Annotated in this window: 19 protein-coding genes; 6 read left to right on the top strand and 13 right to left on the bottom strand. The window is 78.3% G+C overall.

Annotated features, from left to right (window positions below; all coding sequences use genetic code 11):
* Positions 1-5: 5 nt before the first annotated feature.
* The 10 genes from murG to mraZ all read right to left on the bottom strand — a co-directional run bounded on the left by murG (position 6) and on the right by mraZ (position 12,523).
* Positions 6-1,103, bottom strand: coding sequence for an undecaprenyldiphospho-muramoylpentapeptide beta-N-acetylglucosaminyltransferase (gene murG, locus ACRYR7_RS07385; protein ID WP_432571433.1), 1,098 nt, complete (start codon positions 1,101-1,103; stop codon positions 6-8).
* Positions 1,100-2,401 carry a putative lipid II flippase FtsW gene (gene ftsW / locus ACRYR7_RS07390; RefSeq protein WP_432571434.1) on the bottom strand — a complete coding sequence of 434 codons (1,302 nt, stop codon included), beginning with the start codon at positions 2,399-2,401 and terminating at the stop codon, positions 1,100-1,102. The genes murG and ftsW overlap by 4 nt, the downstream gene beginning before the upstream one ends.
* A gap of 1 nt (position 2,402) precedes the next feature.
* Entirely contained in the window at positions 2,403-4,025 is a 1,623-nt protein-coding gene (gene murD, locus ACRYR7_RS07395; RefSeq protein WP_432571435.1) for a UDP-N-acetylmuramoyl-L-alanine--D-glutamate ligase, read from the bottom strand.
* Positions 4,022-5,110 (bottom strand): phospho-N-acetylmuramoyl-pentapeptide-transferase, encoded by a 1,089-nt coding sequence (gene mraY, locus ACRYR7_RS07400; protein ID WP_432571436.1) that lies wholly within the window; start codon positions 5,108-5,110, stop codon positions 4,022-4,024. The genes murD and mraY overlap by 4 nt, the downstream gene beginning before the upstream one ends.
* Complete coding sequence (locus ACRYR7_RS07405; protein ID WP_432571437.1) at positions 5,107-6,546, bottom strand: UDP-N-acetylmuramoyl-tripeptide--D-alanyl-D-alanine ligase; 1,440 nt, start codon at positions 6,544-6,546, stop codon at positions 5,107-5,109. The genes mraY and ACRYR7_RS07405 overlap by 4 nt, the downstream gene beginning before the upstream one ends.
* Positions 6,543-8,177 carry a UDP-N-acetylmuramoyl-L-alanyl-D-glutamate--2,6-diaminopimelate ligase gene (locus ACRYR7_RS07410; RefSeq protein WP_432571471.1) on the bottom strand — a complete coding sequence of 545 codons (1,635 nt, stop codon included), beginning with the start codon at positions 8,175-8,177 and terminating at the stop codon, positions 6,543-6,545. Before ACRYR7_RS07410 ends, ACRYR7_RS07405 begins: the two co-directional genes overlap by 4 nt.
* A gap of 85 nt (positions 8,178-8,262) precedes the next feature.
* Entirely contained in the window at positions 8,263-10,014 is a 1,752-nt protein-coding gene (locus ACRYR7_RS07415; protein ID WP_432571438.1) for a peptidoglycan D,D-transpeptidase FtsI family protein, read from the bottom strand.
* A 246-nt stretch (positions 10,015-10,260) separates the two neighbouring features.
* Positions 10,261-10,776, bottom strand: coding sequence for a hypothetical protein (locus tag ACRYR7_RS07420; protein ID WP_432571439.1), 516 nt, complete (start codon positions 10,774-10,776; stop codon positions 10,261-10,263).
* Positions 10,776-11,984 carry a 16S rRNA (cytosine(1402)-N(4))-methyltransferase RsmH gene (gene rsmH, locus ACRYR7_RS07425; RefSeq protein ID WP_432571440.1) on the bottom strand — a complete coding sequence of 403 codons (1,209 nt, stop codon included), beginning with the start codon at positions 11,982-11,984 and terminating at the stop codon, positions 10,776-10,778. Before rsmH ends, ACRYR7_RS07420 begins: the two co-directional genes overlap by 1 nt.
* A gap of 107 nt (positions 11,985-12,091) precedes the next feature.
* Complete coding sequence (gene mraZ / locus ACRYR7_RS07430; protein WP_432571441.1) at positions 12,092-12,523, bottom strand: division/cell wall cluster transcriptional repressor MraZ; 432 nt, start codon at positions 12,521-12,523, stop codon at positions 12,092-12,094.
* A gap of 363 nt (positions 12,524-12,886) precedes the next feature.
* Here mraZ and ACRYR7_RS07435 point away from each other — a divergent pair, with 363 nt between their 5' ends.
* The 3 genes from ACRYR7_RS07435 to ACRYR7_RS07445 are packed head-to-tail and all read left to right on the top strand — an operon-like array spanning position 12,887 to position 17,575.
* Complete coding sequence (locus ACRYR7_RS07435; protein WP_432571442.1) at positions 12,887-13,906, top strand: AAA family ATPase; 1,020 nt, start codon at positions 12,887-12,889, stop codon at positions 13,904-13,906.
* Positions 13,903-15,195: a DUF58 domain-containing protein gene (locus ACRYR7_RS07440; protein ID WP_432571443.1), complete on the top strand. Its 1,293-nt coding sequence runs from the start codon at positions 13,903-13,905 to the stop codon at positions 15,193-15,195. The genes ACRYR7_RS07435 and ACRYR7_RS07440 overlap by 4 nt, the downstream gene beginning before the upstream one ends.
* 28 nt (positions 15,196-15,223) lie before the next feature.
* Positions 15,224-17,575: a transglutaminase family protein gene (locus ACRYR7_RS07445; RefSeq protein ID WP_432571444.1), complete on the top strand. Its 2,352-nt coding sequence runs from the start codon at positions 15,224-15,226 to the stop codon at positions 17,573-17,575.
* A 166-nt stretch (positions 17,576-17,741) separates the two neighbouring features.
* Here the strand turns inward: ACRYR7_RS07445 and ACRYR7_RS07450 are convergent, their stop codons facing one another.
* From ACRYR7_RS07450 to ACRYR7_RS07460, 3 genes are all read right to left on the bottom strand, one after another.
* Complete coding sequence (locus tag ACRYR7_RS07450; RefSeq protein ID WP_432571445.1) at positions 17,742-18,140, bottom strand: DUF3040 domain-containing protein; 399 nt, start codon at positions 18,138-18,140, stop codon at positions 17,742-17,744.
* Positions 18,141-18,416: 276 nt separating this feature from the next.
* On the bottom strand, positions 18,417-19,172 hold the full coding sequence (locus ACRYR7_RS07455) for a methyltransferase domain-containing protein (RefSeq protein WP_432571446.1): 756 nt from the start codon (positions 19,170-19,172) through the stop codon (positions 18,417-18,419).
* A gap of 114 nt (positions 19,173-19,286) precedes the next feature.
* Positions 19,287-19,745 (bottom strand): SAV_6107 family HEPN domain-containing protein, encoded by a 459-nt coding sequence (locus ACRYR7_RS07460; RefSeq protein ID WP_432571447.1) that lies wholly within the window; start codon positions 19,743-19,745, stop codon positions 19,287-19,289.
* 485 nt (positions 19,746-20,230) lie between these two features.
* On the opposite strand from ACRYR7_RS07460, the gene ACRYR7_RS07465 reads away from it, so the two are divergent.
* Genes ACRYR7_RS07465 through ACRYR7_RS07475 form a run of 3 tightly spaced genes read left to right on the top strand, consistent with a single transcriptional unit; the run spans position 20,231 to position 22,456 of the window.
* Complete coding sequence (locus ACRYR7_RS07465) at positions 20,231-20,815, top strand: aminoacyl-tRNA deacylase (RefSeq protein ID WP_432571448.1); 585 nt, start codon at positions 20,231-20,233, stop codon at positions 20,813-20,815.
* Complete coding sequence (locus ACRYR7_RS07470) at positions 20,812-21,729, top strand: alpha/beta fold hydrolase (protein WP_432571449.1); 918 nt, start codon at positions 20,812-20,814, stop codon at positions 21,727-21,729. Before ACRYR7_RS07465 ends, ACRYR7_RS07470 begins: the two co-directional genes overlap by 4 nt.
* Before the next feature lie 10 nt (positions 21,730-21,739).
* Positions 21,740-22,456 carry a monooxygenase gene (locus ACRYR7_RS07475; protein ID WP_432571450.1) on the top strand — a complete coding sequence of 239 codons (717 nt, stop codon included), beginning with the start codon at positions 21,740-21,742 and terminating at the stop codon, positions 22,454-22,456.
* Positions 22,457-22,488 lie beyond the last annotated feature (32 nt).

Genomic DNA, 22,488 nt, shown 5'->3' on the forward strand with positions numbered 1-22,488 from the left:
CGCCCTCACGCGCCACCCCCCCCCGGGGCCCCCACGCCCCCGCCCAGCGCGTCGGCGCCGACCGGCCCGCCCACGGCGCCCGCGGCGGCCGCCGCGGCGGCCAGGGCGCCGGGGTCGGTCAGCAGGGGCAGCACGCGCTCGCGCACGAACGCGGCGTCCAGCTCGGCGTCGGGCACGAGCACGCCGCCGCCGGCGGCGACGACGGCCTCGGCGTTGCGGCGCTGCTCGCCGTTGCCGATGGGCAGGGGCACGTACACCCCGGGCAGTCCCAGCGCGGTCAGCTCGCTCACCGTCCCGGCACCGCTGCGGCACACCACCAGGTCGGCGGCGGCGTAGGCGGTGCCCATGTCGTCGAGGTAGGGGCGCACGACGTAGCGCGCGGGGTCGGCGCCGGGCGCCAGCGCCACCTCCTTGCCGCGGCCGCTGGCGTGCAGGACCTGCGCGCCGGCGGCGAGCAGGTCGGCGGCGGTGGAGCCCAGGACGTCGTTGAGGCGCTGGGCGCCCAGGGAGCCGCCGGTGACCAGCAGCGTGGGGGCGTGCGGGTCCAGGCCCAGGCGCTCGCGCGCCGCGCGGCGCCGCTCGGCGCGGTCGCCGGCGCGGGCGAGGTCGGTGACCTCCGTGCGCAGCGGCATGCCGGTGTGCATCGCCCCGCGCAGCGGCGTGCCGGGGAACGCGACGGCGACGTGGCGGGCCCAGCGGGCGCCCAGGCGGTTGGCGACGCCGGGCAGGGAGTTCTGCTCGTGCACCACCACCGGCACGCCGGCGCGGCGGGCGGCGAGGTAGGCGGGGGTGGCGACGTAGCCGCCGAAGCCGACCACGACGTCCGCGCCGACCTCCTCCAGGGCCCGGTGCGCGGCCGCGACGGCGGCGCGCAGCCGGCCGGGCAGGCGCAGCAGGTCCGCCGACGGCCTGCGCGGCAGCGGCACGCGCGGCACCTCGGCCAGCCGGTAGCCGCGCTCGGGCACCAGCCGGGCCTCCAGGCCCTCGGCGGTGCCGAGCACCAGCAGGGCGGTGCCGGCGTCGCGCCGGCGCAGGGCGTCGGCGGTGGCCAGCAGGGGCGCGACGTGGCCGGCGGTGCCGCCGCCGGCGAGCAGGACCCTCACCGCGTCCTCCGCTCGCGCCGGGGCAGCACGGCCAGGGAGCGGGCCACGACGGACTCGCGCGCCTTGAGGGCCTCCGGCGCGCCGGGCTCGGCGCGGGCGAAGGAGAGCAGGATCCCGATCGCGAGCAGCGTGGCGACCACCGCGGTCCCCCCGTAGGAGATGAAGGGCAGGGGCACGCCGATGACGGGCAGCACGCCCAGGACGACGCCGATGTTGAGGCAGGCCTGCCCGAGCAGCCATGCGGCGAACCCGGTGACGGCGAGCTTGGTGAAGAGGTCCTCCGAGCGGCGCACCAGCCGCAGCGCGGCCAGGGCCAGGACGGCGAACAGGACCAGGACGACGAGGGTGCCGGGCAGGCCCAGCTCCTCGCCGATGATCGCAAAGATGTAGTCGTTGTGGGCCTCGGGCAGCCACTGCCACTTCTCCCGGCTCGCCCCCAGGCCCAGGCCCCACCAGCCGCCGGAGGCCAGGGCGTACTTGCCCTGCACCGGCTGCCAGCTCGCACCCTGGATCTCCACGCCGGAGGTCGCGCCGCCGGAGAGCCAGTCCTGCACGCGCCGCATGCGGTTGTCGCTGGTGAGGACCAGGCCGGCGGCGACGACAGCGGCGACGGCTGCGCTGAGGGCGAAGAACTTCACGGGCACGCCCGCCGTCCACAGCATCGCGGCGACCATGAACATCATGACCATGGCCGTGCCGAGGTCGCGGGCGAGCAGGACCAGGCCGATGGTCGCCGCCACCGAGGGCAGCAGGGCGCCGAGCAGCTGGGCGGGCTCGTGCAGGCGGTCGCGCTTGCGCGCCAGTGCCAGAGCGCACGTCAGGACCAAAGCGATCTTGGCGACCTCCGAGGGCTGGCCGCTGATGGGGCCCAGCGCGATCCAGTTCCGGTTGCCTCCGGAGGGGATCCCGATGCCGGGCACGAAGCACAGCGCCTGCAGCGCGGCAGCGCCGAGCAGCGCCGGCAGCGCCAGGCGGTGCCAGCGGTCGGCGCGCACCCGGCTGGCCACCACCAGCACCACGGCTCCCAGGACCGCGAACGTCGCCTGCCGCTTGAAGTAGTAGAACTGCGTGCCCTTGGCCTGCAGCGACTCCACGCTGGAGCTCGAGAGCACCATGACCAGGCCGATGACGACCAGCAGCGAGGTCGTGGCCAGCAGCACGTGGTGGGTGGCCAGCGGGGAGTCCAGCAGCCGCAGGCGCTCGCGGGCCCACTCCCCCGTGGCCTCCAGCCAGGCGGGGCGGCGCCAGCCCTCGCGCCGGGCGGCCGGCGCCGGGCGGCCGGCGGTGTCCAGCGCCACCTCAGCCCTCCCGGCCGGTCAGGCGCCGCACGGCCGCCGCGAAGGCGTCGCCGCGGTGCCCGTAGGAGTCGAACTGGTCCATCGACGCGCAGGCCGGGGCCAGCAGGACCGTGTCGCCGGGGCGCGCCAGGGCGGCGGCGCGCTCGACGACGGCGTCCATGAGGGCGTCGGCGTGCGCGTGGCGCTGCTCGGCGGGCGCGGTGGGGGCGGGCACGGGGCCAGTCTCGGCGACGTCGACCTCCACGACCGGCACATCGGGGGCGTGTCGGGCCAGGGCCTCGCGCACCACCGCGCGGTCCGCGCCGATGAGGACCGCGGCGCGCAGGCGCTCGCCGGTGCGCTCGACGAGGTCCTCGAAGCGGGCGCCCTTGGCCAGGCCGCCGGCGATCCACACCACGTGCTCGAAGGCGCGCAGCGAGGCCTCGGCGGCGTGGGCGTTGGTGGCCTTGGAGTCGTCCACCCAGCGCACGCCGCCGGCCAGGGCGACCGTCTGCGCCCGGTGCGGGGCGGGGGTGAAGGCGCGCACCCCGTCGCGCACCGCGATCTGCGGCACGCCGTGCGCGCGCGCCAGGGCGGCGGCGGCGAGGACGTTGTCCACGGCGTGCGGCGCCACCGGCGCGTCGGAGCCGTCCGGGCGCAGGTCCGCCAGGGTGCACAGCTCGGCGGCGCTGGTGCTGCGCTGCTCGACGAAGGCCCGGTCGGCCAGGACGTCCTCGACCACCCCGAGCATGCTCACCCGCGGCGCCTGCCGGGTGAAGCCGACCGCCCGCGCGCCCTCGACGACGTCGGCGGCGCGCACGAGCTCCTCGGTGCGCGGGTCGGCGACGTTGTAGACGCAGGCGACCTCGGTGTTCTCGTAGACGCGGCCCTTGGCCAGGGCGTACGCCTCCATGGAGCCGTGCCAGTCCAGGTGGTCCGGGGCCAGGTTGAGCACGGCGCTGGCCAGCGGGCGCAGCGAGGCGGCCGTGTCGGTGGACAGCCAGTGCAGCTGGTAGCTGGACAGCTCCACGGCCAGCACCTCGAAGCCGTGCGGGTGGCGCAGCGCCTCCACCAGCGGGGTGCCCACGTTGCCCGCGGAGGCGGCGCGCAGGCCCGCCGCCCGCAGGATCGAGGCGGTCAGCTCCACGGTGGTCGTCTTGCCGTTGGTGCCGGTCAGGGTCAGCCAGGGGGCCACCAGCGCGCCGGAGGCGGGGTCCGGGCGCATCCGCCAGCCCAGCTCCACCTCCCCCCACACGGGCACCCCGGCCAGGGCGGCGCCCACGAGCAGCGGCGCGTCCGGGCGCCAGCCGGGCGAGGTGACGACGAGGTCGAAGGCGCCCCACGGCTGCGGGGGCGCCTGCACGTGCTCGGGCCCCAGCAGGACCGTCGCACCCAGGACCTCCAGCAGCGAGCCCCTCTCGCGCTGGGCCTCGCCGGTGCCGGCGTCCACGACCGCCACCTCGGCGCCGGCCTCCAGCAGGGCGTCGGCCGCGGCGAACCCGGAGGTGCCGATGCCGGCGACGAGGGTGCGCAGGCCCGCCCAGGGCGAGCCGGCGTGCCGCAGCGCCCGGACCCGGTCGGTGTCGGCGGCGCGCGGGGCGGGGTTGCCCAGCCAGCCGTCCAGCACGTTCGGCGCGGCGCTCACGCCCCGACCACCCACTGCGCGTAGAAGACGCCCAGACCCAGCGACACGAACAACCCCGCGACGATCCAGAACCTGATGACGATGGTGACCTCGCCCCACCCGGCGAGCTCGAAGTGGTGCTGCAGCGGCGCCATGCGGAACACCCGCTTGCCGGTCATCTTGAACGAGCCGACCTGGATGATCACCGACAGCGTGATGATGACGAACAGCCCGCCCAGCAGGACCAGCAGCAGCTGGGTGCGCGAGAGGATCGCCAGCCCGGCGAGCGCGCCGCCCAGGGCCAGCGAGCCGGTGTCGCCCATGAAGATCTTCGCCGGGGAGGCGTTCCACCACAGGAAGCCGAAGCAGGCCCCCATGACGGCGGCGGCCACCACGGCCAGGTCGCGCGGGTCGCGCACCTCGTAGCAGCGCGCCTCGAACTGGGTCAGCGTGTAGCAGTTCTGGTTGGACTGGAACGTGCAGATGAGCACGTACGCCGCCAGGACCATGGTGGTCGCGCCGGTGGCCAGGCCGTCCAGGCCGTCGGTGAGGTTCACGCCGTTGCTGATGGCGGAGGTGATGAACAGCGCCCACAGCACGAACAGCACCGTGCCGACGGCGGCGCCGGCGAAGGCGAGGTCCAGCACGCTGATGTCGCGCAGGAAGGAGACGTTGCGCGAGGCCGGCGTCAGGCCGTCCTCGTCGGGGAACTGCAGCGCCAGCACCGCGAACGCGACGCCGACCAGGCCCTGGCCGACCAGCTTGGAGCGCGCCCGCAGCCCCAGGCTCTGCTTGCGGGAGATCTTCAGGAAGTCGTCGAGGAACCCCACGACGCCCAGGCCGGTCATCAGCAGCAGCACCAGCAGCCCGGAGACCGTCACCGGGGTGCCGGTGAACAGGTGCGCGGCGCCGTACGCCAGCAGCGCGCCGAGGATGATGACGGCCCCGCCCATCGTGGGGGTGCCGCGCTTGGTGTGGTGGCTGGTGGGCCCGTCGTCGCGCACGAACTGCCCGTAGCCGCGGCGCACCAGCCAGCGGATGTACAGCGGCGTGCCGAACAGCGCCACCACGAGGGACACGGCCCCCGCGACGAGGACGGCCCTCACGCGCCGGCCCCCGTCGCTCCCGCGGAGGCCGCGGCGCCGCCGGCGATCAGCCGCTCGGCGAGCGCGCCCAGCCCGGCGCCGTTGGACGCCTTGACCAGGACGACGTCGCCGGGGCGCAGCTCCCGCTCCAGGACCCGCGCGGCCTCCTCGACGTCGGCGGCGAAGGCCGCCTCCTCGCCCCAGGAGCCCTCCATGACGGCGCCGGTGTACACCGGGCGGGCGCCCGCGCCGACGACGAGCAGCTTGGAGACGTCCAGGCGCACCGCGTAGCGGCCCACCGCGTCGTGCTCGTCGCGGGAGGCGGCGCCCAGCTCGAGCATCTCCCCCAGCACCGCCCAGGTGCGCCGGCCGCCGGCCATGCCGGCGAGCGCCCTGAGCGCGGCGCGCACCGACTCGGGGTTGGCGTTGTAGGCGTCGTGCACCACGGTCACCCCGTCGGGGCGCTGCACGACCTGCATGCGCCCGCCGCTGGCGGCCTCGGCGGCCGACAGGGCGGCGGCGACGTCGTCCAGCGCCACGCCCAGCTCCAGGGCCGCGGCGGCCGCGGCCAGGGCGTTGGGCACCTGGTGCTCGCCGTGCAGGCGCAGGTGCACCCGGGCGGTGCGCCCGCCGGCGCTGAGCTCGAAGACGGGGCGGGCGAGCTCGTCGGCGCGCACGTCCAGCGCGCGCACGTCGGCGCGCGCGCCCAGGCCGAAGGTCACCACGCGCGCGGAGGTGCGCGCGGCCATGGCCGCCACGCGCGGGTCGTCGGCGTTGAGCACGGCGACGCCGTCGGCGGGCAGGGACTCCACCAGCTCGCCCTTGGCGGCGGCGGTGGCCTCCAGCGAGCCGAACTCCCCGGCGTGCGCGGAGCCCACGTTGAGCACCACGCCGGTGCCCGGGTGCGCGATCCGGCACAGCGCGGCGATGTGCCCGGGCCCGCGCGCGCCCATCTCCACCACGAGCGCGGCGGTGCCGGGGCCGGCGCGCAGCACCGTCAGGGGCGCGCCGATCTCGTTGTTGAAGCTGCCGCTGGGGGCCACGACCGGGCCCAGCGGCGCCAGGACGGCGGCGAGCAGGTCCTTGGTCGTCGTCTTGCCGGCCGAACCGGTGACGCCGACCACCCGCGGGCCCGAGCCGGTGGCGCGCAGCCGCTCCAGGGCGCCGGCCGCCAGGCGGCCCAGGGCCGCCACGCCGTCCTCGACGAGGACGACCGCGGCGCCCGCGGGCACCTCGACGGCGCGCTGGGCCAGCACCAGCACCGCCCCCGCGGCCACCGCGGCGGCGGCGTGGTCGGCCCCGTCGACGCGGGCCCCGGGCAGCGCCACGAACAGCGCCCCCGGCTCCACCCGCCGCGAGTCCACCACCACCGGCCCGTCCACGACGGTGCTCCCCGCACCGGCGACGAGCCGGCCACCGGCCAGCTCCGCCACCTCCGCCGCGGTCAGCGCGATCACGACCCACCTCCAGCTGAACTCGTGCCCACCGCGGGCGCCGCGTGCGCGGCCGCCCTGCGGTGCAGCTCCTCGGCCGCCACCACCCGGTCGTCGAAGGGAACGACGACCCCGGCGGTCTCCTGACCCGTCTCGTGGCCCTTGCCGGCCAGCAGCACCGTGTCCCCGGCACCGCCGCACCGCTCCAGCGCGGCGGCCACGGCCGCGCGCCGGTCGGGCACCTCCAGCACCTCCGCCGCCGCACCGTCCACGCCGTCCACGCCGGCCACGCCGTCCGCGCCCGAGCGCACCGCGGCGCGCACGTCGGCGGGCACCTCCGAGCGGGGGTTGTCGTCGGTGACGACGACGACGTCGGCGCCGCGGGCCGCCGCGGCGCCCATGAGGGGCCGCTTGGAGCGGTCGCGGTCGCCGCCGGCGCCCAGCACGACGCCCAGGCGCCCGGTGGTCAGCGGGCGCAGCGCGGCCAGCGCCCGCTCGACCGCCTCGGGGGTGTGCGCGTAGTCGACGACGACGAGGGGCTCGCCCGGCGCGCCGGTGGAGACCCGCTCCATGCGGCCGGGCACGCCCTCGGCGCCGGCCAGGCCGCGCTCGACCTGCCCGGCGTCCAGGCCGGCGGCCAGCGCGGCCACCGCGGCCACCGCGGCGTTGGCGACGTTGAACGCCCCCGGCAGCGGGCAGGTCAGCGCCAGCTCGGCGCCGTCGGCGCCCACCAGGCGGAAGGAGCTGCCCGCGCGACCGGTGCGCACGTCGCGCACGACCCAGTCGGCGCGCGCGGCGCCGCCCCCGCCCGCGTCCTCGCCGGTGAGCACGGTGGTCACCGGCACGGAGGCCGCGCCGGCCAGCCGCCGGCCCCAGGCGGAGTCCACGGCGACGACGCCGCGGCGGGCGTGCGCGGGGGTGAACAGCCGGGCCTTGGCGGCGAAGTACTCCTCCATGGAGCCGTGGAAGTCCAGGTGGTCCTGGCTGAGGTTGGTGAACGCGGCGACGTCGAGCACGAGGCCGTCGACGCGGTGCAGGGCCAGGGCGTGGCTGGAGACCTCCAGCGCGCAGCCGCGCACGCCCGCGTCCACCATCCGCGCCAGCAGGGCGTGCAGGTCCGGGGCCTCCGGCGTGGTGCGCACGCTGGTGACCCGCTGACCGGCCACGCGCGTCTCCACGGTGCCCAGCAGGCCGGTGGTCCAGCCGGCGCGGCGCATCAGCGCCTCGACGAGGTACGCGGTGGTCGTCTTGCCGTTGGTGCCCGTGACGCCGACGGTGACGAGGCGCTCGGCGGGGCGGCCGTGCACGCGGGCGGCCAGCTCGCCCAGCACCGCGCGCGGGTCGTCGACCACGAGGACGGGCACGCCGGCCGCGGCGGCGTCGCCCGAGCCCGCGGGGTCGGTCAGCACGGCCACCGCACCGGCCGCGGCCGCCTGGGCGGAGAACCGCGCGCCGTGCACGTTCGCGCCCGGCAGGGCCGCGTACAGGTCGCCGGGGGCCACCCGCCGCGAGTCCAGAGTCGCGCCGGTCACCGGGCGCGCACCGGCCGTCGCGGGGTCGTCGCCGGCGGGCACGTCGAGGACGGTGCCGAGGGAGGTCGCCGCGTCCGCGAGGGTGAGGGGCCGCCGGGCGCTGCCGCCCGGCCCGTCGGTCATCGGCACGCTGGGAGGTTACCCGCCCGTGACCGCGCCGCCCGCACCGCACCGGGGGCGTGTTGGCCGCGGCGCTCGCGGCCGGTGCTCACGGGGCCTCGCCGCCCCAGGTGAGCGGCAGGGCGGCGGGCGCCGCGGTGGACGGCTGCACCCGGCGCTGCTGCAGCGCGTACGTCATGACGTCCTTGAACACCGGCCCGGCGGCGGAACCGCCGTAGTAGTTCGTCTTCGGGTCCTGCAGGATCACCGCGACGACCAGCTGCGGGTCGTCGGCGGGGGCCGTGCCGATGAACGAGGCGGTGTAGCCGCGGTAGCAGCCGCAGTCGGCGTCGTAGCGCTGCGCGGTGCCCGTCTTGCCCGCCACCAGGTAGCCGGGGATGTCGGCGGCCTGCGCCGTGCCGCCCTCGCCGACGACGGCCTGCATCATGTCCAGCAACGTCTTCGCCGTCCGCGCGCTGACGACGCGGGTGGTGGCCGGTGCCGGCGCGGCGCGGTAGTTCCCGTCCGGGTCGGAGGTGCCCGAGACCAGTTGCGGCTGCACGCGCACGCCGCCGTTGGCGACGGTGGCGAACACCGACGCGGCCTGCACGGCGTTGACGGACATGCCCTGCCCGAACATCACCGTGTAGCGCTGGGTGCCGGAGTACTTCGCCGGCACCTCCAGCTTGCCGGCGGTCTCGCCGGGGAAGTCCAGGCCGGACTCCTGCCCCAGCCCGAACCGGCGCTGGTAGTCGTACAGCTGCTCGGCCTTCAGCTGCTCGCCGGCCTTGATGGTGCCGGTGTTGCTGGACTCGGCGAGGATCCCGGCCAGGGTGAGCTTCTGCTCGGGGTGCGGGTGCGAGTCGTGGAACACCTTGTCGGAGCGCTCGAGCTCGTCGGGCACCGTGAACCGGCTGTCGGCCGTGGCGGTGCCCTCCTCCAGCGCCGCGGCCATCGTGATGACCTTCGCGGTCGAACCCGGCTCGAACGACTCCGTCAGCGCGGTGTTGTTCAGCTCCGAGTTGCTGAAGTCGGTCAGGTTCGCGGGGTCGATGCTGGGCGCGCTCGCCAGCGCCAGCAGCCGCTGCTGCTCGTCCATCACCACGACCGTGCCGGACTGCGCGCCGGTGGCCTGCACCTGCGCGGCGATGGCGGCGCTGGCCTTCCACTGCAGGTCCGAGTCGATGGTCAGGTGCAGGGAGGTGCCGTCGACGGGCTCGGTGATCTCCCGCTCCCCCAGCGGGATCTCCTGCCCGCCCAGGCTGCGCTCGTAGCGGACCTGCCCGTCGGCGCCGGCCAGCAGGTCGTTGTCGGCGTACTCCAGGCCCGACAGGGGCCGGTCGACGGTCTTGCCCTCCTCGGTCTCGCTGGAACCCAGGACGCCCACGAGCGTGGAGGCGGCGCTGCCGCTGGGGTAGATGCGCTGCGTCGTGCGCTGGGAGGTGATGCCCGGCACGTCGGCGTCGGAGACGCGCTGCCACAGCTCGGGGGTGATGCCCACGGCCACGAGCGCGTACTTGTCCTTCGGCCCCGAACCGGTGAGCGTGGTGGTCAGCGCCGCCTCGTCCATGCCGAGGACGGGGGCGAGCACGCGCGCGGCGCCGGCGGGCCCGACGGGCACGTCGGCCTTGCGCGGCTCGCCGCGCGAGTTCGTGTTGTAGGTCGCCAGGATCGAGGGGTCGGCGACCACGTCGCGCCGCTCCACAGACGTCGCCAGCACCACCCCGTCGGCGTCGAGGACGTCGCCGCGCTGCGCGTACAGGGTGCTGGTGTGGGTGCGCTGGTCCAGCGCGGCCTGCGCCAGTTCCGCGGCGTCGGCGCCCTGCAGCTGCACCAGCCGCCCGGCGAGCAGGCTCAGCACGACGAGCACCGTGAGGACGAACGCGCGCAGCCGCCGGTCCGGGCGCGCGTCGTGGGCGCGGGCCCCGCCGCGACCGCGCGGCGGCCGGGTGCCGGAGCTCCCGCGGTTTCCGGGACCGCTGCGGTGCGCGCGGTCTCCACGGGGGGCGGGCGGTCGGGGCACGGGGGGACCTCTCGGGTTCGCCCGCGTCGGCGGGCGGTGCGGGCGTCGGGCGGTGCCGGCGGGCTCGGGCGGGCTCGGCCGGGTTCAGCGGTCCGCGTCGGCGGCGGCCGCCGCGCTCGCGCCGGGCGTCGGGGCGGTGGTGCCGGCGGCGGCGTCGGGGGCGGTGGCCGCCGCGGGCGCCGGGGTTTCCGGGGTGGGCGAGGGCGCCGCGGTGGGCGTGCCCACCGCGCCGTCCTCGGTCAGGTGCACCGGCGCGGGCGCCGGCACCATCCCCAGCTCGGCGGCGCGGGCGGCCAGCGCCTGCGGCGCGGAGCTGGCCGCCAGCGACTCCTGCGCGGCCTGCTGCTGGTCGGCCAGCCCCTGGGACGTCACCTGCAGGTCGGTGAGGCGGTAGGCGTCGCCGGCGATGGCGATGTTCGTCATGAGCAGCCCGAACAGGCCCAGGCTCAGCAGCAGCACGCACGCCACGGGCAGCGGCAGGCGCAGGCGGCGGACGGCGGGCGGGACGACCACCTGCAGCTCGGGACGTCCGGCGGTGTCCGGGCGCGCCTCGCGAGCGCGGACCGGAACCTTCCGGGCCGCGATCAGGGGCTGGCTCATCACCGGGTCCTTCCGTCGTCCTGGGCGTGCGTGGTGCTGAGGGCGGTGCCGGGACCGGCGCCGCGCCCGGTGCGCCCGCGCGGGGTGCGGGCGGGGCCGTCGTCCCCGGCCGGGCGGGGCCGGCGAGCCGGCCGCTGGCGGGGGCCCCGCTGCGGCTGCGCCCGATACTCGCCGGGCAGCCTGCGCACCGCGCGGAGGCGCGCCGAGGCCGCCCGGGGATTGACGGCGAGCTCCTCCTCGCCGGCCGCCTCGCCGCGGGCGAGCAGTTCCGCGCGCGGGCCGGACCCCGGCGGCAGGAACGGCAGGTCCGGCGGCGCGGAGCTCTCGGTGAGGGCGCGCAGGACGTTCTTGGCGATGCGGTCCTCGAGGGAGTGGAAGGTCAGCACGGCGAGGCGGCCGTCGTCCGCGAGGCGCTCGAACGCGGCCGGAAGGGCGCGCTCGACGACGCGCAGCTCGTCGTTGACCTCGATGCGCAGCGCCTGGAAGGTGCGCTTGGCGGGGTTCCCCCCGGTGCGGCGGGTGGCGGCGGGAACGTTGGCGCGCACCAGGTCCACGAGCCGGGCCGAGGCGGTGAAGGGTTCGGCGGCGCGCTCGCGCACGACGGCCGCGGCGATGCGGCCGGCGAAGCGCTCCTCGCCGTACTCGCGCAGCACCCGGGCCAGTTCCGCCTGCGGGTAGGTGTTGAGGACGTCGGCGGCGGTGGTGGGCGCACCGGCGTCCATGCGCATGTCCAGCGGCGCGTCGCGCGCGTAGGAGAAACCCCGCTCGACCTCGTCGAGCTGCAGGGAGGAGACGCCCAGGTCGAAGAACACCGCGTCGACGGTGGCCAGGCCCAGGTCGTCCAGGACGTCGGGCAGGGCGTCGTGCACGGCGTGCACGAGGGTGACGCGCTCGCCGAAACCCGCCAGGCGGCGGCCGGCGAGCTCCAGGGCCTGCGGGTCGCGGTCGATGCCGACCAGGCGCAGCTGCGGGTGCAGGCGCAGCAGCTCCGCGGCGTGCCCGCCCATGCCCAGGGTGGCGTCGACGGTGACGGCACCGGGGCGGGCGAGCGCGGGTGAGAGGACCTCGGTGCAGCGCCGGAGCATGACCGGGGCGTGGCGGGCCGCGACCGCAGCGGCCTGCGCGTCCTCGGTCACCGTGCTCCACCTCGCTCCCCCGCCGGCACCGGGCCGACGTCGCCGTCCGTCCCCGTAGACCGGGGTCCCCATCCGCTCGCGGGGTCCGTGCCTGGCACCGGGGAAGAGGTGTCAGGTCCGGTCCGGAGCGGCTGGGGGCCGCGGCCGACGGTCGCCCCCGGCGCACCGGGGACCAGGGGTCACACGACCCCGGGCAGGACCTCCTCGCGCTGGTCCGAGAAGGCGGGCTCGGCGCCGGCCAGGTAGGACTCCCACGTGGGCAGGTCCCACACCTCCACCCGGGACCCGACGCCCGTGACGGCGAGGTCGCGGTCGAGCCCGGCGTAGCTGCGCAGCATCGGGGGGATCGTGAAGCGCCCCTGCTTGTCGGGGACCTCGTCCGAGGCACCCGAGAGGAACACCCGCAGGTAGTCGCGGGTCTCCTTGCGGGTGAGCGGCGCTCGCCGCAGCTCCTCGTGCATCCGCTCGAACTCCTGCATGGGGAAGAGGTAGAGGCAGCGTTCCTGCCCCTTGGTGATCACCAGTCCTTCGGAGAGCTGGTCCCGGTACTTGGCCGGGAGGATCAGCCGCCCCTTGTCGTCCAGGCGGGGGGTGTAGGTACCGAGGAACACAGCCGCGACCCCCGACGGACGGTTCCGAACGGCCCCTCCTGAGCCGCTCCCCTCCACCGTACTCCACTTTCCTCCACGGTCAACGTCGCCGGACGCGCGGTGATCACCGGGGCGGCGCATCGTCGCAGGTCAGCGCGGTGGGGCGCGGTGGAGGGCCCCGCCGCCCCCCGGCACCGGCCCGGGCCCGCGGCACGGCCGCGCGACGGCGCGGCGGCGGCGCGGGCCCGGGCCGGCGGGCGGTGCCCCGGTCCGGCGGGCGGCGCGGTGCCCGCGTGGGGCAAAGTGGGGCTGGTCGCGACGGCGAGGCCGCGCGCGACGACCACCAGCGCGGCCCCGCCGCGCGCCAGGAGGAGACGAGGCCACGTGACGACCACGAGCGCACCCGCCGGCAGCCAGCCCGGCGACCCGCTGGCGGGGCAGCCCGAGGACCTCCCGGCCGCGCTGGAGGAGCTGGCCGCCACGGCCGACGACCTCGCCCGCGCCGTGGACCGGGTCATCCAGGGCAAGGACGAGACGGTGCGGCTGGCGCTGACCGTGCTCTTCGCCGGCGGGCACCTGCTCGTGGAGGACGTGCCGGGCGTGGGCAAGACCATGCTCGCCAAGACCCTGGCCCGGGCCATCGACGGCACCGTGCGCCGCATCCAGTTCACCCCCGACCTGCTGCCCAGCGACGTCACCGGCTCCAGCGTGTGGAACCAGGAGCACCGCGCCTTCGAGTTCCGCCCCGGCGCCGTCTTCGCCAACGTCGTCATCGGCGACGAGATCAACCGCGCCTCCCCCAAGACCCAGTCCGCGCTGCTGGAGTGCATGGAGGAGGGGCAGGTCACCGTCGACGGCACCACCTGGCCGCTGGAGCGCCCCTTCGTCGTCTTCGCCACGCAGAACCCGGTGGAGATGGACGGCACCTACCCGCTGCCCGAGGCGCAGCGGGACCGCTTCACCGCCCGCATCTCCATGGGCTACCCCTCGGCGCAGGCGGAGCTGACGATGCTCTCCGAGCACGGCGGCGCCGAGCCGCTGGACGCGCTGAGCCCCGTGGTCGGCGTGCAGGACGTGCGCCGGCTGGCCGCCGCCGTGCGCGGGGTGCACGCCGCCGACGCCCTCAAGCAGTACGTCGTCGACCTGGTGCGGCGCACCCGCGCCCACCCCGACCTGCGCCTGGGCGCCTCCCCGCGCGCGGCGCTGCACCTGCTGCGCGCCGCGCGGGCGCGCGCGGCGATGGAGGGCCGCGACCACGTGCTGCCCGACGACGTGCAGGCCCTGGCCGTGCCCGTGGTGGCGCACCGCCTGCTGCTGACCGCCGACGCGCAGCTGTCCGGCCGCGACGGGGCCGGGGTGGTCTCCGACGTGCTGCGCACCACCGCCCTGCCCTCGCCGCGGTGAGCCGCGCGCGCGGCGGCGAGCGGCCCGACCTGCACCCCACCGCCCGCGGGTGGACGCTGCTCGCCGTCGGCCTGCTCGCCGCCGGCACCGCCCCCGCGCTGGGGCAGCGGGACCTGCTGCGCGTCGGCGTGCTGCTCACCGCACTGGTGGTGCTGGCCGCCCTGACCGCCCACCGCTCCTGCCGCACCCTCGACCTCACGTCGAGGTCGGGGTCCGGGATCGCGGAGGCGGGCGCCCCCACCGCGGTGCGCCTGACCGTCCGCGGGCGCGGGCGGCCGGGCGGCCGCGTGGTGCTCGAGGACGCCGTGCCGCTCGCGCTGGGCGGCACCGCGCGGGTCGCCGTGCCGCGCCTGGTGCCCGGCGAGACCCTCGACCTGGACCACACGGTGAGGTCCGACGTGCGCGGCAGCTACCCGCTGGGCCCGGTCACCGTGCGGGCCCGTGACCCCTTCGGGCTGGTGGTCGCCTCCCGCACGACCGGCCCGGTGGCGACCCTGGACGTGCTGCCGCGCGTGCACCGGCTGGCGGACCTGTCCCTGGGCGACCTCGGCGGCGCGCGCGGCTCCTCCGCCGGCGCGGCCGCCACGACCTCCCCCGACGACGCCTCCATCCGGGCCTACCGCGTCGGCGACGACCTGCGCCGCGTGCACTGGCGCTCCACCGCCCGCCGCGGCGAGGTGATGGTCCGCTCCGACGAGCACCCCGGCCGCCCCGACGTCGTCCTGCTCCTCGACGACCGCGCCGGCGCCCACCACGGCCGCGGCGCGGCCTCCTCCCTGGAGTGGGCCGTCAGCGCCGCCGCCTCCGCCGCCGTGCACCTGCACGAGCGGCACCACCGGGTGCGGCTGCTGCACGGCGGGCGGCTGGAGCCGGTGCAGGGCACCGACGGGGCCTCCGCGCTGCGCTCGCTGCTGCAGACGCTGGCGCGCCTGCGCCCCGGGCCCGACGACGGCCTGGCCCGCTCGCTGGCGGCCCTGGGCCGCGAGGAGTCCACCCTGCTGGTGGCCGTGCTCGGCGACGTCGACGAGGGCGACGTGCAGCCCCTGACCAGCGCCCGCCCGCTGGGCGCCCCCGCCCTGGCCGTGCTGCAGCGCACCCGCCTGTGGGACGGCACCGGCGGCACCGGCACGGGCGCCGAAGACGACGACCCGCGCGAGGCGGGACTGCGGCGCGCGCGCCTGGTGTTGAACAGGGCCGGCTGGCGCACGGCCGTGGCCACCCCGGGCACCCCCGTGCCGCAGGTGTGGGCCCGCATGGCGCGCGGCTCCGCCGAGCCCGGCCCGGCGTGAGCACCCCCGCAGCGACAGGAGGAGCACCGTGACCCGCACCGCCCGCACCGCCTGCTGGGCCGGGGCCGCCTCGGCCGCGGCCGTGCTGTCCCTGCGCCCCCTGGTGGTCTCCTCCGGCTGGCTCGTCGGCGCCCTGGGCGCCGTGCTCGCCGTCGTCGGCACCGGGCTGCTGGTGCGGGCCGCGCTGCACCGCCGCGGCCCCGCGGTGCTGGCGCAGGTCGTCGTGCTCGTGCTGGCCCTGACCGTGCTCTTCGGCGGCCCCACCACGGCGCTCGGCGTGCTGCCCACCGGCGCCACCGTCCAGCGCCTGGCCCAGCTGTTCGGCGACGGCGTGCAGGTGGTGCAGCGCTACAGCGTGCCGGCCGCGGACCTGCGCGGGCTGCGCCTGCTGCTGGTCGCCGGCGCGGGCGTGCTGGCGCTGGCCGTCGACGTGCTCGCGGTGGCGCTGCGCCGCCCGGCGCTGGCGGGGGTGCCGCTGGCCGCCGTCCTGGGCGTGGCGGTGGCCCTGGCCCCCGGCGGCTCCGGCGCCTGGGCGCTGCTCGGCACCGCCGTGCCGTACCTGGTGCTGCTGGCCGCCGGGCGCCGCGACCCGCGCTGGCCCGCCCCGCCGCGCCGCCGCGGCGGGGACGGGGCGCGCCGCCGCCCGGCGGGCACGCGCGCCGGCACCACCGCGGGGGCCACCGCCGCCGCCGCGCTCGCCCTGGCCGTCGTCGCGCCCGCGCTGGCGCCGGGCCTGGACGAGCGCCCGCTCACCCTGGACACCGGCAGCGGCGACACCATCGCCGTCATCAACCCCATCCTCAACCTCAAGGCGAGCCTGGGGGCGCGCTCCGACGCGACGATCCTCACGTACCAGACGGACCAGGAGGACCCCGCGCCGCTGCGCATCGTCACCGCCGACGTGTTCGACGGGGAGACCTGGGCGCCCGGCACCGGTGCCGACATCCCGCGCAGCCAGCGCGTGCAGGACGGCCTGGCACCGCCGCCGGGGCTGTCGCAGGAGGTGCGGGACGGCGCCACCGAGCACCGCACGCGCATCTCCGTGCGCGGCCTGGACCAGACGTACCTGCCGCTGCCCTACCCCGCCGTGCGCGTCGACATCGCCGGCGAGTGGCTCTACGAGCAGGGCACCCTCAACGTCGTCGGCGACGGGGAGACCACCCGCGGGCGCGACTACGAGGTGCAGCACCTGGAGGTCGACCCCGACGAGGAGCAGCTGCGCGGGGCCGGGACCGCCCCCGAGGAGGTCCGCGAGCGGTACACCGCGCTGCCCGACGGGCTGCCGCAGGTGGTGGCCGACGAGGCCCGCAGGGTGGTGGGCGGGGCCTCCGACGCCTACGAGCAGGCCGCCGCCCTGCAGCGGTACTTCCGCTCCACCGGCGGCTTCACGTACTCCACGACCGCGCCCAACGACGGCGGCTCGGACGCGGTGGCCACCTTCCTGCGGGAGAAGTCCGGCTTCTGCGTGCAGTTCGCCTCCGCCATGGCCGTCATGTCCCGCACCCTGGGCATCCCGGCCCGGGTCGCGATCGGCTTCCTGCCGGGCGAGGAGTCCACCCCCGGCTCCTGGCGCATCAGCGCCCAGGACGCCCACGCCTGGCCGGAGCTGTACTTCGAGGGCGTCGGCTGGGTGCGCTTCGAGCCCACGCCCGCCACCCGCACCGGCCAGTCCCCGCCGTACAGCGTGCCCAGCGCGCCGATCACCTCCCCGACGTCCGGGCCCACCGCGCCGGCCGCCACGAGCTCCGCGCCGGCCGCCACGAGCGCGACGACCAGCGCGACGAGCACCGGTGCCGCGCATCGGGTGCGCGAGGGGCGGCTCACCGGCTGGGAGCGCTTCGCGGCGCTGCCGTGGGGCTGGATCGGCGGCGGCGCGCTGGCGCTGCTGGCGCTGCTGGCGCCTCGGGCGACGGCGACGCTGCTGGGCCGGCGGCGCTGGGCCGGCGCGCACGACGGGCCGTCCTCGGCGGAGGCGGCGTGGGCCGACCTGGAGGACCGCCTGGGCGACCTGGGGGTGCACTGGCCCGCCGCGGCGACGCCCCGGCGCCGCGCGGCCCTCGTCGAGGAGGCCGCCGACCTGCCCGAGGGGGCGCACCGGCAGCTGACGGCGCTGCGGCGGGCGGTGGAGAGCGCCCGCTTCGGCGCCCCCGAGCGCCCCGCCGCGCCCGCGCGGGGCGGTGCCGCGCCGGCGCGCCGGGCCGCGGCGGTGCTGGAGCGCCCGGCCCCGGCGGGCACCCGGGGCCGGCGCGTGGTGCGCGCCCAGGTGGACGAGGTCGTCGAGGCCGTCGCGGCGAGCCGGCCGCGGGCGGCGCGCTGGCGGGCCCGGTGGCTGCCCGGTGCGGGGCTGCGCGCCGCGCTGGGCTGGTGGGAGCGCGACTGACCCCGGCGGTCGCGGCCCGGCGCTCCTCGGTGAGCGCCGGGCGCGGTGGCCGCGCCCGTGCTCGGGCGCACGCGCTCGGGCGCGCGGACGGGCCCGCACACCCCTGAGCGGTGTGCGGGCCCGTCCGCCGGGACCCCGCGGTCCCGGTCCGGTCAGCCGGTGGTGCTCACCACTGACCGCGCCGGCGGTCCCAGCGCTGCTCCATGCGCTCCATGAACGAGCCGCCGCGGCGGGACCGGCCCGGCCGCGGCGGTCGTGGAGCGCTGCCGGCACCGGGCTGCCCGTCGGGCCGCACCGCCGTCCCCCGAGCCGGCGAGAAGGCCCAGATCGCACCGGCGAGCATGACGATGAAACCGCCCGCTCCCAGCCAGATCTTGCTCGTGCTGGCCCCGACGACGAGGAGCACGAGACCGACCACGACGGCGGCGACGCCGATGACGAGGCGCCGGCGGGCGGCGCGACCGTGGCGGGAACCTCGCATGGCGTTGGCGAACTTGGGATCGTCCGCGGACAGCGCACGTTCCATCTGCTCGAGCAGACGCTGCTCATGTTCCGAGAGCGGCACCTGTACCTCCTGGCGTGCGCACGTTGTGACTCTCAGGATAGGTCCCGGGGACGAGAGACGAAACTCGGGTTACCACACGCTCCCCCACCCGGGTCCACCGGGTGGGCCCCCGAGGGGCTCCAGTCCTCCTCCGCGGCAACGCCCCGCCCCCCGGTGCGAGTTCCGGCCCCCGGCGCGCCGCGCGGCGCGGGGACGGCGACGTGGCGGTTCTCACACCGCCCGCACCGGGCTGCGGTGGTGCGGGCGGTGCGCTGCGGGCGGTGCGCCGGGCCCGGGTCAGCGCCGGGCGTGCAGGTGCAGGTGGGCGGACAGCGCCAGCAGCTCCGGCGAGCGGGCCGCGCGCGCCTCCAGCTCACGCAGCAGCGCCACGTCCTGCTCGGCCTCCGCGCGCGAGGGCGGCACCAGCTCGCCGAAGGTGCGGGTGCCCTCCACCGCGGTGACGGTGAAGCCGGCCGCCTCGGCCAGCTCCGTGGCCGAGGCGCGGTCGAAGCGGCGGTGCAGCGGGTCGGTGCCGCTCCAGCGGTGCTCCGGCCCGGACAGCGCCTGCAGGGCCTGGGCCAGCTGCCCGGCCAGCACCCGCGCCAGGACCGTCGCCGGCCACTGCGCCACCAGCAGGCTCAGCAGGCCGCCCGGGCGCAGCGTCGCGCGCGCCGCCCGCAGCGCGGCGGAGGGGTCGTCCACGACCTCCAGCACCCCGTGGCACAGCAGGACGTCGACGCTGCCGGCCGGCAGCAGGTCCGCCAGCTCGGTCGCGTCCCCCTGCACCGGGCGCACCCGCCCGGCCAGGCCCGCCTCGGCGGTGCGCCGCTCCAGGGCCGCCAGCGCGTCCGGGGAGGGGTCGACGACCACGACGTCGTGCCCCAAGGCGGCCACGCGCACGGCCAGCCCGCCCGTGCCCCCGCCGAGGTCGACCACCGACAGCGGCGCGCCGGGCGCAGCGGCGCCCTCGCCGCCCGCGGCGTCGGCCAGCAGGCGCCGCACGCCGTCCCAGAGGACCGTCGACGTGGCCGGACGGCCCCGTTCCTTCGCCACCCGTTCCTCCCAGCGCTCGCGGACGGCCCCCACCCTAGACACCGGGGCGGCGGGCGGGTGCCGCGCACGCCCCGCCCGGCGCGCGGGGGCCGGCGGGGGCGGGGTGCGGGCGGGTCAGCTGGCCAGCGGGTGCACCCTGCTCAGGCCCAGCAGCCCCTCGACGACGCGGTGGAACTCCACCGCGTCCGCCAGCAGGGCGTCGGCCGCCACCGCGTCGACGGCGTCGGGCTGGCCGGCCTCGACGCGGGCCCGCAGGCGGGCGCTGCCGGCGAATCGCAGCGACCAGTCCGCCAGCGCCGGGTCCAGGCGCGGCAGCATCTCCCACACGCTGCGCGGCTGGCTGCGCCGCGGGGTGGTGGGCCGTCCGTGCACGGCGACGAGGGCCGCGCCGGCGCGCAGGGCGGACAGGTGGGCGTGCAGGTAGCGCTCGGCCGGCGCGCTCTCGGCGGCGGCCGAGCGCAGCTCGGCCTCGCAGCGCTCGAGCAGGTCGAGCGCGGCGGTGGTCAGGTGTCGGGGGCGGTCGGCGGTACCCTCGGGGGCACCGCCGGGGGAAGAGGCCCTCGGGGTGGTCATCGCGCTTCACCTCTCCGGTGCTGTCCGGATCTCAGTCGCTGACGCGCGGCAACCGCTGCGCGCCGTCGACCTCCTGGTTACCAGCCGGCTCCGACACGAGCGCCCGCCCGCGCACCCGGCCGACCGCGCGCGGCGCGGGGCGTGCCGCGCTGCACGTCCACCTCGTCCCGGGCCACCCGCACCGCGCCCGCCCCGCCGCTGGGGCCGGTGGCGCGGACCCGCCCCGGCCGGTGAGCCGGGGGCCCGGCGCGACGCACCCGGGGCGCGGGCCGCGGGAGCTTCCCCTTCTCCCCGGACCGCGCCGCCGGGCGGCCACGGCGTTCGAACACCGGTTCGAACGCTCTTCGAAGCTACACCACCGGTGCTCCCCGGCGTCAACGGCGAGAGCGGCCCGCGCGGCCGCCGGACCGGGGTCCGCCGCCCCGCCGGGCGGCGGGGCGCGTTCACCGCGACGGCGCGCGGCGCTCGGCCTACCGTGGGGGTGCATGAGGTGGACGACCGTCGATCGCCCCTCCGCCGCGAGCGGTCTCCTCGACGCGCCACCGCTGCGCGAGCACCCCTGCACCGAGCACGTGGCGGGAGCGGGCCCTGGGTGCGGCGCGGAGCACCCCGCCGTCACCGCCACCGCCCGCGCCCTGGAGGCGCTGGGGGCCACCGGCGAGGTGGTCCTGGTGCCGGCGGGCCTGCGCACGGCGGCCGCCGTGGCCGGGCACCTCGGCGCCCCCACCGCGGCCGTGGCCCGCAGCGCCCTGCTGCGCACCCCCGGCGGTGAGCAGCTGCTCGTGGTGGCCTCCGCCGTGCACGAGCTGTTCCCCCCGGTGCTGGCCGCGGTCCTGGGCGTGCCGGACCTGGAGGTCGCCGGCGAGGTGGAGACGGCCCGGCGCACCGGCTCGGTGCTCGGCTCCGCCTCCCCCGTCGGGCTGGCCGAGCCGCTGCCCACCTACGTGGACGTGACGCTGGCGCTGCACCCGGCGGTGTGGGTGCCGGCGGGCCACCCGCGCGCCTTCTTCCGCACCCGCTACGACGAGCTGCTGAGGCTGGCGGGGGCCCACCCCGTCGAGACCGGGTGAGCCTCCTCCTCGAGGGGCTCGCCCTGCATGAGGTCCCCGGTGCGCGCGGCAGCGGCCCGCGGGTGCTGCTGGTGCACGGCCTGGGCAGCGGCACGAGCACGTGGTCCCTGGTCGCCCCCGCCCTGGCGCGCGAGCACCGGCTGCTGCTGGTCGACCTGCCGGGCCACGGCGGCAGCCCGCCCCTGGGCGAGGAGGAGGGGCCCACCGCCATGCACCCGGCCGAGCTGGGCCGCCGGCTGCACCGGGCGGCGCTGCGGCTGCGCGAGGCCGACGGGCGGCCGGTGCACCTGGTGGGGCACTCCCTGGGCGGCTGGGTGTGCCTGGAGGCCGCCGCGCAGGACGGGGCGCGCGAAGGGGCGCGGGAGGGCGCGCGCGCGGTCGCCGGCGTCGTCGCCCTCGCCCCCGCGGGGCTGTGGGAGCGCGCCCGGCGGCGCCCGCCGCTGCTGCCCACCGGCCAGCGCTTCGCCCGCTGGTACGCGCGCGCCGCGCCGCGGCTGCCCGCGGACCCGCTGCGCACCGGCTGGGGCCGCACCCTGGCGTTCGCGGCGACGAGCGCGGCGCCGCGCGCGCTGGCCCCGGAGCTGGCGCGCGAGGCGGTGCTGTCGGTGGCCGCCGCGGCGGGCTACGCGGCCGCCGACGCCGGCATCGCCGCGGGCGCCTTCGCGCGCGCGGCGGACGTGCGGGTGCCGGTCGCGGTGGTGGTGGGCCGGCGCGACCGGGTGCTGCCGCCGGCGCACCTGCGGCGCTCGGCCGCCCCGCCGGGCGCGCGGTGGCTGGAGTGGGAGCGCTGCGGCCACGTGCCGGCGTGGGACCGCCCCGGCGACGTCGTCGACCTCGTGCGCGAGCACGTGCGCCGCGCGGAGGCGCGGGCCGGTCGGGAGGGCGCGGCGGGCGACGGCGCCGGGTCCGCGTAGCGTCGCGCGCGTGCCCGCACCCGCCGCCGACCGCCCCGCCCTGGTGACCCTGGACGTGTGGGGGGTGGCCCCGCGCGCGGTCCCGGCGGCGCTGGCGCGCATGGCCCTGGACCGCCCGCTGCTGGCCCGGGCGCCCGGCGCGCGCTTCGCCAGGCTGCTCGGCACCGGCGACGGGCGCAGCTTCACCGTGCGCGACGCCGACCCGCTGCACTGGGCGGTGCTGGTGGCCTGGGACTCCCTCGCGCACGCGGCGGCCTTCGAGTCCTCCCGCACGGTGCGCGCCTGGCGGGGCCTGTCCCGGGAGCGGCTGCGCGCGGAGCTGGAGCCGCTGACCAGCCGGGGCCGCTGGGGCGGGCGCGAGCCCTTCGGCGGCGAGGACCTGCGCGGCGCGCGGGCGCACACCGGCCCGGTGGCCTCGATCACCCGCGCGCGGCTGCGGCCGCTGCGGGCGGCGTCGTTCTGGCGGGCGGTGCCGCCGGTCTCGGCGGACCTGCGCCGGGTGCCGGGGCTGCGCTGCGCGCTGGGCGTCGGGGAGGCCCCGCTGGGGTACCAGGGCACCTTCTCGGTGTGGGAGTCGACGGAGGCGCTGCGGGGCTTCGCGCACCGCGGCGCCGCGCACGTGGACGTCATGGACCGCACCCCGGCCGAGGGCTGGTACGCGGAGGAGCTGTTCGCCCGCTTCGCGGTGCGCTCGCTCACCGGCACGCTGGACGGCCGGGTGCCCTGAGCCGGGGCGCCCTCCCGCGGGCGGCCGCGTCC

Origin of the sequence: Kineococcus gurbantunggutensis (assembly GCF_050871925.1) — a bacterium.
Classification (GTDB): domain Bacteria; phylum Actinomycetota; class Actinomycetes; order Actinomycetales; family Kineococcaceae; genus Kineococcus.